We start from the raw sequence: 13270 nt of genomic DNA, 5'->3' as shown, positions 1-13270 counted from the left end.
CCAGGCAATCCGACACCACGCGCGGCGCCCCGAACGACCACTAGAGACGATCAAGAGCCTTGCTTGCTAACCGACAACTTTGCCGGGGCCCTGCCGGGTCGGCCTGGCACTCGCCCGCGTCGTCGTCGACCGGCTGCTCCCGGCCGGGCCGCTGACTGTCGTGGTCGATGACACCCTGTTCCACCGGGCGGGGAAGAAGGTGTGGGCCGCCGGCTGGTTCCACGACGGCTCCGCGAAGGGGCAACCGGCAGGTCGGCTTTGGCGACAACTGGGTCATCGTCGGCCTCGTCTTCTCTTGATCACTTGTTGGCTCCCGCGACCCCAGTCGGCCGCCGCGACACCGATCGCCCCAGTTCCGCGTGCGCGCGTAGTTGATATCGATTTCAGGATCAACCTTCCGTAAACAGAAATGACCGGCACGCGTCTCGCTATGGTCGACCAGTTTTCGATCATCTGCGACTCGATCGACGCCAAGACCAGGATCGACGAAGGTGGATGAAGTGAACGATAGGCAAAATCAAGATCTGTTAATTAAGTGGCACTAGTGGAGGTCTGCGGTCCAAATTTCCCTCTTGCTCCACAATGGGGAGCCTACACCCAGCCTTCATGAACTCTCAAGCCCTTTGGCTGAAGGTGCGGAAATTTGTTGGCAAGCAGTCCGGGCGGTCGCGGTAGGGACCGTCCTTGCCCTCTCTGTCGGGGTTGAGTGAGACACCCTCGTGGGTGTGAGCTGGCTACGGAGGGCGTGATCGGAGATCCATGATGTTCATGGAGCCTGAGTCGCAGGAGGCTCCGGCCGGGTCACCGCAGGCGCGGGACCCGGCGCCGCGTCCGTCGCGGCGGGTGTTCAGCACGGCGTACAAGCTGCGGATCGTCGCGGAGTACGAGAACGCCCCGCACGGCGAGAAGGGTGCGATCCTGCGCCGGGAGGGTTTGTTCTCCTCGCATGTGGTGGAGCGGACCCGGGCACGTGACGCGGGGGCGCTGGGAAGAGCAGGCGTCCCGGCCCGCGCTCCGGGGAAGAATCCGRGGAAGTCGGYGGAACAGATCGAGTTGGAGCGTCTGCGCCGCGAGAACGAACGGTTGAAAGCGAAACTTGCGACGGCAGAAACCGCGCTGGCTTTTATGGGAAAAGCACGCGCTCTCTCTTGCGGCAGGTCTCCGAGAGAGCGGACTCCGAGTACCGGATCGTCCGGGCGGCGGGGCAGACCAGGGAACGCCGTGCGCAGGCGACCCACCCGCCGCGGGTCCGCCCCGAGCTGTCCGCGACCGGACCGTCACAGGTCTGGTCGCGGGATATCACCGCGTTGAAAGGACCCGAGAAAGGCGTCTGGTACCGGCTGTACGTCATCATCGATATCTACTCCCGGTATGTGACCGGCTGGCTTGTCGCTGCCGCCGAGGACGCGGTGGTCGCGAAGGATTTCCTTCTACCCCGTCCCCGACGGCTGGCCCCGGCGGTTACTGTCCCGCGGCCGGCACCCCCGCCGGCTGCGTCGGGTCGTCGGTCTCGGCTGGGTGGGCGTCGGCGGTCCGTGCGCTGTCGGCGGCCCGCGACTGGCCGGGCGGGCGCAGGACGAACAGGGCGACGAGGACGGCCGCGGCGACCAGGGCCGCGCTCACCGCGTAGGCGAGGTGGAACCCGCCGGTGAGGGCGGTGGTGGTGCTCCTGCCGTGGTCGAGCAGCGAGTCGGTGCGGGAGGCGGCAAGGGTGGCCAGGATCGCGGTGCCGAGCGCGGCGCCGATCTGCTGGGTGGTGTTGGCCACCCCGGATGCGACGCCGGCCTCGGCGGGGTCGGAGACCGCCATCGCCTGGCCGATCAGTGCGGGCATCGCCGCGCCGAAACCGATACCCAGCAGGACGAACACCGGGGCGATGTCGCTCGCGTAGCTGCCGTCAGYCGGTAGCCGGGCCAACAGTAGGAGCGCCGCGGCGACCAGCAGCAGCCCGACGACGATCACCGGCCTGGGGCCGAACCGGGTGTTCAGCGGCGACGCGAGGCCCAGCGAGACGGCCGCGATGGTTAGCGGGGCCGGCAGGAACGCCAGCCCGGTGCGCAGCGCGTTGTAGCCGAGCACGTCCTGCAGGTACAGGGCGGTGCAGAACTGGTAGCCGAACAGGCCGGCCACCATCAGGGTCAGGATGATGTTCGCTCCCCCGACCGCGCGGGAGCGGAAGATGCGCAGCGGCAGCAGTGGCTTGGCCGCTCTGGCCTGGCGGCCCACGAAGGCGGCGAGCAGGAGCAGCGAGGCGGCGAGCGACCCCAGCGTCCCGCCGTCRCTCCAGCCGTCCGCCCCGCCCCGGACGACGGTGTAGACGCCGAGCATCAGCCCGGCGGTCACCAGCCCGGCGCCGAGAACGTCCGCGCTCTCGCRCAGCCCGAGCCCGGCGATCGGGGGCAGCACCCACAGGGCGAGCACCACCGCGAGGACACCCAGCGGCACGTTGACGTAGAAGACCCACGGCCAGCTGAGACTCTTGGTCAGCACGCCGCCGAGGATGAGCCCGATCGATGAGCCGGCCGCGGCGACGAAGGCGTAGCAGGCCAGTGCCTTGGCCCGCTCCCGGCTGTCAGGGAAGATCGTGACTATCATGCCGAGTGCCACCGCGGAGGCCAGCGCCCCCCCGGCGCCCTGCAGGAAGCGGAACGTGATCAGGAGGCCGCCGGTGTTGGCCAGGCCGCAGGCCAGCGAGGCTGCCGTGAACAGGCCGAGCCCCCCGATGAAGACGGGCCGGCCGCCCAGCAGGTCACCCAGCCGCCCGGACAGCAGCAGCAGGCCAGCAAAGGCGATCAGGTATCCGTTCACAACCCAGGCCAGGTTCGCCTGGGAGAAGCCGAGGTCCTGCTGGATGGTCGGCAGCGCGACCGTAACGATCGAGCTGTCCAGGATGGCCATCAGGTTGCTGGTGCAGAGCACCCCGAGGGCGAGCCAGCGGGACGGGAGCGCCGGGGGCGGGGCCGGGGGAGTCGAGTCGGTCAACAGTCTTCCTTGACGTCGAGGAGGCCGGACGGGCCGCGGCGGCGGGCCGGTCGCGGCCGCCAGCCAGGTGCGGCGGTTCCAGCCGCCGCATGGGGCATGCCTTGTTACGGAAGCCATCATGTGTGACTGTGGGAGTGGCCGGAAGGAGGCACTTTCATGTTTCAGGGGAACAGCGATGTGATCGACTCCCCCGGCCACGAGGCCGAGGCCTGCACCGTCTTGGAGGTGCTGAACCGGATCAGTGGCAAGTGGGCCATCGRCATCCTGCTGCGGATCAGCGACGGACCGGTCCGGTTCACCGAGCTGCAGCGGTCGATCAGCGGCATCAGCCGGCGGATGCTCACCCTCACACTGCGTAACCTGGAACGTGATGGGCTGCTGACGCGGGTCGTCTACCCCACGGTGCCGCCGAAGGTCGAGTACCAGGCCACCGATATGGCCCGGGAGCTGTATGCCACGCTGCGGACGCTCACATCGTGGGCCGAACGGCACCGCGACGACATCGCCGTGGCCCGCGCGGCCTACGACCGCAACCACGGCCCCCAGGGTGGGGTCGAGTAGAGCACCCTGGAGGCCATGATGCGAAGATGCATCCGAGTATGACGCTGGGTGACTGTCGCTGGGCTGGAGCGATCCCGTCCGGATGCCAGTCCTGGAACAGGGCAGCCCGTACACCATGCGCCAGTGCCCGTACTGGGCGGGAACGTCCCGCTACGGTGCCCCGGTCCGCGTCCGCCACCGAATTCCGTCGATCAACTGCCGGCGTGTCCACGTCGGCGGCTGACCCGGTCTCTTCCTCATGCCGATACGCCGGACCACGGGAATAGCGGCGTCTGGTTGGATGTCACGGAGGTTTCCGACCGGGGCTCCGCCTGTCGTCGCCGGCGGCCCGACCGATCAGTCGGACACAGCGAGTTCGCCGAGCTCCGACCAGTCGTCCTGCTCCAGAACCGTGTTCACGATGCGCGGCGTCTCGGCGAGGTACTTCGGCAGTGTCTGCCGGGCGGCCCTGAAGTGGTCGGACTGGACGTGCGCGGCTCCGGCGTCGCVATCCTGGAATGCCTCGACCAGTACGTACTCGGTCGGGCTCTCAATGTTGCGGGACCAGTCGAACCATTTGCAGCCCGGCTCAGCGCGGGTCGCCTCGGTGAACGCCCGTGAGATCTCCGGCCACTGGTCGGCATACTCCGGCTTGATCCGGAACTTGGCGGTGATAAAGATCATTATAGACCCTTTCCGAGCTCATGGCTCTTGCTGTGGGCGACGGACCGCCTGGGGTACCGAGCTCCAATGACTGTCTCCACACCATCGACGACGGGTGGCCCCCACGCTCGGCACCTCGCCCATGGTCGTAGCAGTCACAGCCGCCACGGGCAGTCTCGATTTGAGAAATTTCGGGGCCTGCCGCGGGTTCGTGATCAGGGCTCGATGCGCTGGGTGGCAGGGACGCTGGGTGGCAGGGACGCCGTAGGGCAGCCGAGGYGTCACGACGCAGTGTGGGCGAATGTATACTTGTCAGACTYTCCTTGTCCGGGGAGGGCAGGCAATGAGTCTTGAGGGGCGTCCCACCGGCGCGGAGGTAGCGGGGAGCCGCGGCGGACCTGGCCAGGGGCCGGCCGTGGCAGGCAGCCCGGTCCTGCGCTACGCGATGGCGCGGGATGCGTCGCACTATCACCTGGTGCCCTCCGCGGTGGAACGTGTTGCCGGCGTGGGCGATGTGGCGGGGCTGTTTGCGAGATGCCGGYGGAGTGGTTCGTACCTGACGTTCCGCTCGGGCGGAACGAGCCTCAGCGGCCAGGGCGTCACCGACGGGATCCTGGTCGACGTGCGACACGGTTTTCAGTCGGCCGAGGTGCTCGACGGTGGTCACCGTTTGCGCGCCGAGCCTGGCGTGACCGTCCGTGCGGCCAACGCGCGGCTGCGTCCGTACGGGCGGAAGCTCGGCCCCGACCCAGCGAGTGAGGTCGCCTGCACCCTGGGTGGAGTCATTGCCAATAATTCCAGCGGAATGGCCTGCGGCACCGGGCAGAACGCCTACCAGACGCTTGAGGCGATGACCGTGGTGCTACCCAGCGGATCCGTGATTGACACCGGTGCGCCGGACGCGGATGAACGGCTGCGCGCGCTGGAACCCGATCTGTATGCGGGCTTGCTGCGGCTCCGCGAGCGGATCTGCCGCAACCCGGCGTCCGTGGCGACGCTGCGTCGGCAGTTCTCAATGAAGAACACGATGGGCTACAGTCTCAACTCGTTTCTCGACTACGAGCGTCCCGTCGAGATCCTGGCCCATCTGATGGTCGGTAGCGAAGGCACGCTCGGGTTCGTCGCCTCGGCCACGTTCCGGACGGTGGAGCTCTTTCCCCACGCCTCGACCGGCTTGGCGGTGTTTCGTGACCTCGCCACCGCGACCGCCGCGTTGCCCGAGCTGGTCGACGTGGGGTTCGCGACGATCGAACTGATGGACGCTCGGTCCCTTGCCGTTGCGCAGACCCTCGGCGCGACACCGGCTGAGATCGGCTCGCTGGAGGTGCGTGACCATGTTGCGCTCCTGGTGGAGCTGCAGGCAGCGACCACCGAGGAGCTTGCCGACAAGGTGTCCGGGGCCGGCGGCGTGTGCGATGGGCTCGAGATCGAGTCGCCCCTGGAGTTGACCTCGGACCCGTGGCGCCGAAAGGACCTGTGGCATGTGCGCAAGGGTCTCTATACGGCCGTCGCGGGAGCGCGCCAGGCGGGGACCACGGCGTTGCTGGAGGATGTGGCGGTTCCGGTGCCRCACCTGCGGGCAGCGTGCCAGGAACTCACGAAGCTGTTCGACGCGCACGGCTATCAGAACAGTGWCATCTTCGGCCATGCCAAGGACGRCAATATCCATTTTATGCTCACCGAGACCTTCCGGGATCCCGCGCGGTTGGAACGCTACCACGCATTCACCGAGAAAATGGTTGAGCTGGTGCTCGAGCACAAGGGGACGCTCAAGGCGGAGCATGGCACCGGCCGGATCATGGCGGGGTATGTCCGTCGCCAGTACGGCGATGAACTGTATGACGTCATGACGGAGGTGAAGCGGCTGTTCGACCCGCTGGGAATCCTCAACCCGGGGGTCGTGCTGTCCGACGATCCTCGCTCCTATCTGCGCAATCTCAAGGATGTGCCGACGGTCGGCTACGGCGCGGACATGTGCGTGGAGTGCGGGTACTGCGAACCGGTCTGCCCGAGCCGGACGCTGACCCTGACTCCTCGGCAGCGGATCGCCCTGCTGCGGGAGCGTGAGGCCGCGCGGCGGGAGGGAGACGAGGGGCTCGCCGATGAGCTGTCCGCGGCCTACCGCTATGACGTGGTCGACACCTGCGCGGTCGACGGTATGTGCCAGACCGCTTGCCCTGTGCAGATCAACACCGGATCACTCGTGCGAGAGCTGCGCGCCGAGAGGGTGAACAAGGCCGAGGACGCGCTGTGGCGCTCGGCGGCCCGCCACTGGGGGGCGACCACCACACTGGCTGGGAAGGYGCTTTCTGCCGCCGCCGCACTGCCGCCGACGTTGCCGACAGCCGCGGCCTCCCTGGCCCGCAGAACGTTGGGCACCGACAGGATGCCTCAGTATGACGCCTCGCTGCCCCGCGGTGGGTACCGGCGCCGGGCGGTCGCGGCTGCCGCAGAGGCGTGCGCCGTGTACTTCCCGGCGTGCGTCGGGGCCATGTTCGGCTCGTCGTCATCCAGCGGCGGGGTCATGCCCGCGATGCTGACGCTGTGCGCGCGTGCCGGGGTAGCGGTACGGGTACCCAGGGGTATCGCGTCGATGTGTTGCGGTATGCCGTGGAAGTCGAAGGGTCTCAGGGGTGGCCACGAGGTCATCGGGGCCAAGGTCCTGCCGGCGCTGCTCGCGGCGACTGACGGCGGCCGCCTGCCGGTCGTGTGCGACGCGGCGTCATGTACAGAAGGTCTGGAGGAGCTTCGCGCCGAGGCAAAGCGGCTTGGCGGCGCCTACGAGGCACTTCGTTTCGTGGACGCGCTCGAATTCGTGCGCGCCGAAGTCGTGGGCCGCCTCTCGGTGACCCGCCGGGTGGCGTCCCTGGTACTGCACCCTACGTGCTCGACCGAGCGGCGGGGCACCACGACTTTACTCAGGGAACTCGCCGAGCTGGTCAGCGACGAGGTGGTCGTGCCGCTGGACTGGAATTGCTGCGCGTTCGCCGGTGATCGCGGACTTCTGCATCCCGAGCTGACTGCGGCGGCGACGCTGAACGAGGCACGTGAGGTCAACTCCCGCGCCTTCGAGGTGCATGCGTCGGCCAACCGGACCTGCGAGATCGGAATGTCACGCGCAACGGGGCGCGAATACGTCCACATTGTCGAGGCGCTGGAGTACGCGACTCGCCCGATCCGTGATTCTGCCCATCCAGGCGGTGCCGGCTGAGAACGTGACGTGTCGGAGAACGCCGATCGACGACTTCCCGTGACCTTGATGGATGCGCGACCCGAGCGAACGTGTCACCCGCGCGCCGTCGCGGCTTCGTACGCGAAGTCCGCCTCCGGGCCCGGTTCGGCGCCGAAAGCGCCCGCGAGTCTCTCTCGCGCGCGGGAGAGGTGTTTGTGGAGTAAGATCGTTGCCGCGTCCTGATCGCCGGTCACGATCAGCTCAAGCAGGCGAGCGTGCTCGCCGTAGATTGATTCCGCGCTCAGCAGCGCCCGACCCTGCACCTGCGACATGCACAGCCGGACTTCACCGGCGAGTTTGTGGTACATGCCGCTGATGCGGGGGCTGGACATCGAGTCGACGAGGCTGATGTGAAACCGCATGTCGGGCTCGACGATCGCGATCTGAGGGCCATTGATCACCGACTTGATCTCGTCATTGGCCATCTGGGCCTGCGCGGGAACGCGGCGGGCCGCGGCGAGCAGCCGGAGTGGCTCGCGCTCGAGGCAGTAGCGCGTGTTGTAGATGTCGCGAACGTCGTCCGGGCCGAGCTCGGGGACCCGGGCGACCTTGTGACTGCYGCGGACAAGGAGACCGGCCGCGACCAGCTTCTCGATTGCCGCCTTCGCGGTCGGGCGAGCGACATCGTACTGGGTGGCGACGCCTACTTCGGTCAGTGCCTGGTTGCTGCCGATAGTGCCGCTGAACAGCTCGGTGCGAAGATTTTCGACCACCGCGTCTATGAGCGATACCGGCTGTACAGGGCGGCGCATCACCCAGTCACCTTCCAGTACATGCGAGTCAGGCGGGTTGGTGACCCTCATGGAATCAACACGAGCTAGCCGAGATTACAACCGTCGGTCGTCGTAGCCCCGCGCGGTCTCGACCTCGGTGGGCGCACCTCACGGCGGGCCGCATCGGCCAGCAGCGCCGTGAACCGGACCAACCCATGAGGGCCGGGGCCTGTCAGGGCTGAACCGCCCCGGGCTCTTGAGAGCCCGGGGCGGTTCACCCGCCCACGTGAGCCGCGTTCTCAGGTATTCAGCTCCGGGGTGTCGTGGGTCGGGGTGAGCTCGGGGGTGGCGTGGTAGTCGACCGCGCCGGCCGCCTGCGGGTAGTGCAGGTCGAAGGCGGGCCGCTCGGAGCAGATCCGCGGTAGCGAGGTGAAGTTGTGCCGCGGCGGTGGGCAGGACGTCGCCCATTCCAGCGAGTTGCCGAAGCCCCAYGGGTCGTCCACCGTCACGATCCGACCCTTCCKGTACGACCACCACAGGTTGTACAGCAGCGGCAGGGTCGACAGCGCAAGCAGGGAGCTGCCAGCGGTGGCGATGGTGTTCAGCGTGGTGAAGCCGTCGTCCGGGCCGTAGTCGGCGTATCGGCGCGGCATGCCCTTGACGCCGAGCCAGTGATCCACCAGGAAGGTCAGGTGGAAGCCGAAGAACATCGTCCAGAAGTGCACCTTCGCGAGCCGCTCGTTCAACATCCGGCCGGTGACCTTCGGGAACCAGAAGTACACCCCGCCGAAGCCGGCGAACAACAGGCCGGCGACGACGTAGTGGAAGTGGCCGACGACGAAGTAGCTGTCCGAGACGTGGAAGTCGATCGGCGGGCTGGCCAGCAGGACACCGGTCAGACCACCGAACAGGAACGTCACCAGGAAGCCGACGGCGAACAACATCGGCGCCTCGAAGGTGAGCTGTCCGCGCCACATCGTGCCAATCCAGTTGAAGAACTTGACCCCGGTTGGCACCGCGATCAGGAACGTCAGGAAAGCGAAGAACGGCARCAGCGCCGCGCCGGTGACGTACATGTGATGCGCYCACACGGCGATCGCCAACGCCCCGATGCCGATGGTCGCGTAGACCAGTCCCTTGTAGCCGAACAACGGCTTGCGGGAGAACACCGGGATGATCTCCGTTATCATCCCGAAGAAGGGCAGGGCGATGATGTACACCTCGGGATGCCCGAAGAACCAGAACAGGTGTTGCCAGAGGACTGCGCCGCCGTTACCCGGGTCGAAGATGTGCGCGCCGAACCGGCGGTCGAACTCCAGGGCGAGCAGCGCGGCCGCGAGCACCGGGAAGGCGACCAGAACCAGGATCGAGGTCACCAGCAGGTTCCAGCAGAAGATCGGCAGCCGGAACATCGTCATGYCGGGCGCCCGCAGGCAAAGGATTGTCGTGATGAAGTTGACCGCGCCCAGGATGGTACCCAGACCGGAGACGGTCAGACCCAGCACCCACAGGTCACTGCCGATGCCCGGCGAGTAGGCAGCGTTCGACAGCGGCGTATAGGCGAACCAGCCGAAGGAGGCGGCGCCGTTCGGCGTAAGGAAGCCCGCGGTGACCGTCAGGCTGCCGAACAGGAACAGCCAGAACGACAACGCGTTCAGCCGTGGAAAGGCCACGTCAGGCGAGCCGATCTGCAGCGGGATCAGGTAGTTCGCGAACGCGAACGCGATCGGCGTCGCGAACATCAGCAGCATCAGCGTGCCGTGCATCRTGAACACCTGATTGTACTGCTCGTTCGACAGGTACTGCAGGCCCGGTCGGGCGAGCTCGGCCCGGATGAGCATCGCCAGGATTCCAGCGAACGCGAAGAATACCAGCGAGGTCATGAAGTACAGCAGCGCGATGTCCTTGTGCGACGTCGTCCGCAGGTACTGCGCCAGGGTTTTCACAACCCTGGGCGGGAGCTCGCCCGCCGGCGGGTCCGTGTGCCCGGCCGGCCTATCGTGCACAAGTGTCACATTCCGCTCCCGATGGTGTTGCCGCTGCCAGCGGTGGTGCGCGCGGCCCCGGCGTCGGGTGTCACGACCGCCGCCGGGCAGCCAACAGTGAATGTGTCATTACCGTCGGCGCGGACGGGTCCGCCGAATAGACGGCCCCACGCCGCGCGGCTCGGCGCACCGGCCGAGGAACCTGCCGGCACTAGTCACGTTATCCGCGCATCGGCCGCCGCGGCCCGGTCTGACGTCCTACATCCAGAGGCACTCCGGCACCCGGAGCGGGCGCAGAACGTCCTGCCCAGGCGGGTCCACCATTGGTGGAATCACCTTCTCGGCCGAGGCCGCCGCCACAGCGAAGGCCGCCCTGGCCACCAGTATGAGCGGCCGGGGCATCGCGTTCGGCATCCCGGTGGATCTCCCCGAGCTCCGTGCGCCACTCGTCGAGGTAGCGCAGGCCTCCGGGAAAGCCTCAGCCCGAAGCCGGCGGAGGTGAATCCCCGCCTGGTACCTGCGGTCCGCGTCGCGCAGGAAGGCGGTCCACCCAGTGGACCGACGCCTTACGCGACGCAGATCGCGAGCGTACTTTTGGGCGACKGGCTCTCGCGCGAACACCGCGAACACCGCGAACACCGCGAACACCGCGAACACCGCAACGTCGCATTCCCCAATGGCCGGGCCCCGAACATTCCCATCACCACAGTCCAACATTCCCGCTATCACAGGAGGAAGACATGTCCCTCGTCAGACGGATCCTCGTCATGCTGCTCGCGACGGCGGCAGCGGCGATCACCGTGGCYGGGCTCGGAACCACCRCCGCGTCCRCGGCCCCCGCCTGCAACCCGAAGCTGGCACCCTACGGACTCATCGGCGCACGCTGGAACCAGCTCGGCGGCCCCCGCAGTTACCTGGCCTGTCCGACCAGCGGCGAGCGCGACGTCTACTTCACCAACGGTGAATGGGCTGGCCGGCGGCAGAGGTTTCAGGGTGGGGAAATCACCTGGTCTCCCCGACAGGGGAAGCGGATGGTGATCACTGCGTGGGAGGCGAACGGTTACGCCCACGTGAGTTGGGGGCCCACCGACCCGTACCACTACGACAAGTTCATCGTCCGCTGGACCGCGTACGGCAACACCTGGCAGCGGGACGTGACCGGAGGGACATCCGGGCAGTTCCGCGTCGTGAGTGAGACCAACGGCGGCTACCAGTTCCTCATTGAGGGCTGTGACAACGGCGGCATCGGCGGGTCGAAGTGCCGCCAGGGCTGGACCCTGCCCACAGCCACCCGCCGTTAGCCACCGCAGGCCGCTGCCGGGCCGCGTGTCCGCGCCCATTGCCGTGTCCGCGCCCATTGCCGTGTCCGCGCCCATTGCCGTGTCCGCGCCCATACAAACACCTGTGCTTCGATTGATGTCCTCCGGGTATCCGTCGACTTTGCTTGATGATCGAACGCGAAACTGCTCGGGCACTCCCGCCGGACGTCGGCTTCACGACATCGGGGAGCCGCATGAAGTCGTGAGACCAGCCGATCAAGTCTGGATAAAATCCGACGGAAGGCGAGGTTTTCCTCACTCAGGCAGCTACGTCATCGGGGGTGACCGGATGTCCGGATCCGGCGGACTGGTGGCGCGAACGCGCTCGCGTGGACCTGACGAGTGCACGGCCGAGGGGGCCCATGACCGGGCCCAGGACCGGACCAACTCGGCTGGTTCACCACAGGCGGCAGGTTCCGCCGAGCCCGCCGAGCATAGTGCGGCACCGCGCGCCGCTGCCGCTCGCGGGCCGGCGGCGCCCCGGGGACGCGGGGTACTCGAAGGCGCCTTCGACATTCTCGACGCTCTGTCCTGGTTCGACTCCGTCGGCCTGTCGGAACTCGCCAGGACCGCCGGGCTGCCCAAGACGACGGTACATCGGCTGGTCGAGCAGATGTGCGCGCTCGGGGTAGTCGATCGGGACAGCGGCGGCTACCGGATCGGCTCCGGCCTGCGCCGGCTGGCAGCCCCGGACCGTTCCCTGCACCGGCTGGCACGGATCGCCCGAGACCCGGTCGCCTCGCTCAGCGCGGCCACCCGTACGGCGATCGCCTTGGTCGTCCTGCGGGAGAGGCGGCTGGCGCTGGCCACCAGCGCCGCTGGGGACCGTGGGATCGACCTGCGGGGCAGCACGAGTTCGCTACGGCTCGACACCGCCGCCGGCCAGATGCTGCTTGCCTGCCAGCCGGAGCTGGTGCCGCCGCCCTCGATGTCCGAGCGGGAGTGGAAGCGGGCCCGTGCTGTCATCCGGCGCGAGGAGGCGGCGTTCGACCAGCAGGATCTTGTGGATGGGATCTGCTGCGTGTCGGTGCCGGTGCGTAGCCGTGACGGGGTTGTGGTGGCCGCGCTCACCGCCTTGGTAGTGGCCCAGCGCATCCCCGCCGGCCTGGTCGGGCGGATCCGGCACGCCGCGGGGCGGCTTGGCGGACGCCTCACCGGTCCGTTGGAGGGGCGTCCGCTTCCGTGTGGCGCGACTGACGACAAGCGGGCACGAGGCCGGCTGGTCCTGGTCGAGGACCGGTCGGACGTCCCCGGCGGGCAGGGACCGGGCGTAGCCTAGACTCGGACAGGTTCGGTAACCAGGGCTCCGGCAAAGTTGCTGGTTAGCAACTGAAGTTCATGATTGTCTGTAGGGGTCGTTCGGGGCGGCTGGCGTGGTGGCGGAGCGCCTGGGGGCGGGACCGTCACCGGCCAGCCCCCCGCTGTCCGGCGTGCAACCAGCCATCGAAGGGATCGCCATCCCGGGCGATCTCGCGGCGGCGATCATCCGCGCGCTCGCCCAGCTCGGCGGGCAAGCCGCGTATGCCGTCCGGTCCAGTGCGACGGCAGAGGACCTGCCGTCGGCCTCCTTCGCCGGCCAACAGGACACGTACCTGAACGTCGTGGGGCCGGCGGCGATCCTCCAGCACGTCAGCCGGTGCTGGGCCTCGCTGTTCACCGAGCGGGCCGTGACCTACCGCCAGCGCAACGTTGCCGGCCCCGAGGTCTTCRCGCTCGACGAACTGGGCAAGATCACCCTTGCCGCCCACGGTGACCATCGCACCGCCGTCACCGACAACAGCGCCGGCATGTTCGCCGCCGCCTCGGGCGACGCCCTCATCGCCAAGGACGGCGCCG

Annotated in this window: 8 protein-coding genes and 2 pseudogenes; 6 read left to right on the top strand and 4 right to left on the bottom strand. The window is 67.9% G+C overall.

Annotated elements, in window-relative coordinates:
• Positions 1 to 1175: 1175 nt before the first annotated feature.
• A pseudogene (locus Manayef4_RS26150) lies at positions 1176 to 1421 on the top strand (DDE-type integrase/transposase/recombinase); the annotation flags it as partial.
• A gap of 40 nt (positions 1422 to 1461) precedes the next feature.
• On the opposite strand, the gene Manayef4_RS17765 reads toward Manayef4_RS26150, so the two are convergent.
• Entirely contained in the window at positions 1462 to 2982 is a 1521-nt protein-coding gene (locus Manayef4_RS17765; RefSeq protein WP_070132368.1) for a DHA2 family efflux MFS transporter permease subunit, read from the bottom strand.
• Positions 2983 to 3138: 156 nt separating this feature from the next.
• On the opposite strand from Manayef4_RS17765, the gene Manayef4_RS17760 reads away from it, so the two are divergent.
• Positions 3139 to 3543 carry a helix-turn-helix domain-containing protein gene (locus Manayef4_RS17760; RefSeq protein ID WP_070132365.1) on the top strand — a complete coding sequence of 135 codons (405 nt, stop codon included), beginning with the start codon at positions 3139 to 3141 and terminating at the stop codon, positions 3541 to 3543.
• A gap of 336 nt (positions 3544 to 3879) precedes the next feature.
• On the opposite strand, the gene Manayef4_RS17755 is transcribed toward Manayef4_RS17760, so the two are convergent.
• Positions 3880 to 4206 carry a putative quinol monooxygenase gene (locus Manayef4_RS17755; protein ID WP_063579087.1) on the bottom strand — a complete coding sequence of 109 codons (327 nt, stop codon included), beginning with the start codon at positions 4204 to 4206 and terminating at the stop codon, positions 3880 to 3882.
• Positions 4207 to 4600: 394 nt separating this feature from the next.
• On the opposite strand from Manayef4_RS17755, the gene Manayef4_RS17750 reads away from it, so the two are divergent.
• Positions 4601 to 7396 carry an FAD-binding and (Fe-S)-binding domain-containing protein gene (locus tag Manayef4_RS17750; RefSeq protein ID WP_254665717.1) on the top strand — a complete coding sequence of 932 codons (2796 nt, stop codon included), beginning with the start codon at positions 4601 to 4603 and terminating at the stop codon, positions 7394 to 7396.
• Between the two features lie 74 nt (positions 7397 to 7470).
• On the opposite strand, the gene Manayef4_RS17745 is transcribed toward Manayef4_RS17750, so the two are convergent.
• Together Manayef4_RS17745 and ctaD are read right to left on the bottom strand one after the other, a co-directional pair.
• Positions 7471 to 8169, bottom strand: coding sequence for a GntR family transcriptional regulator (locus tag Manayef4_RS17745; RefSeq protein ID WP_070132374.1), 699 nt, complete (start codon positions 8167 to 8169; stop codon positions 7471 to 7473).
• Positions 8170 to 8429: 260 nt separating this feature from the next.
• Entirely contained in the window at positions 8430 to 10145 is a 1716-nt protein-coding gene (gene ctaD / locus Manayef4_RS17740) for a cytochrome c oxidase subunit I (RefSeq protein ID WP_070132361.1), read from the bottom strand.
• 710 nt (positions 10146 to 10855) lie between these two features.
• Between ctaD and Manayef4_RS17730 the strand changes: the two genes are divergently transcribed.
• The 3 genes and pseudogenes from Manayef4_RS17730 to Manayef4_RS26770 form a co-directional block, all read left to right on the top strand.
• Positions 10856 to 11416 carry a hypothetical protein gene (locus tag Manayef4_RS17730; protein ID WP_070132359.1) on the top strand — a complete coding sequence of 187 codons (561 nt, stop codon included), beginning with the start codon at positions 10856 to 10858 and terminating at the stop codon, positions 11414 to 11416.
• Between the two features lie 307 nt (positions 11417 to 11723).
• Positions 11724 to 12713, top strand: a complete 990-nt coding sequence (locus Manayef4_RS17725; RefSeq protein WP_023841223.1) for a helix-turn-helix domain-containing protein — start codon at positions 11724 to 11726, stop codon at positions 12711 to 12713.
• A 163-nt stretch (positions 12714 to 12876) separates the two neighbouring features.
• Positions 12877 to 13122: pseudogene (locus tag Manayef4_RS26770) on the top strand (PEP/pyruvate-binding domain-containing protein); the annotation flags it as partial.
• Between the last annotated feature and the right edge of the window lie 148 nt (positions 13123 to 13270).

It is taken from the genome of Frankia sp. CgMI4 (assembly GCF_001756285.1).
GTDB lineage: Bacteria > Actinomycetota > Actinomycetes > Frankiales > Frankiaceae > Frankia > Frankia casuarinae.
The sequence above is the reverse complement of the archived record's forward strand: the minus strand, read 5'-3'. Positions and strand labels throughout refer to the sequence as shown.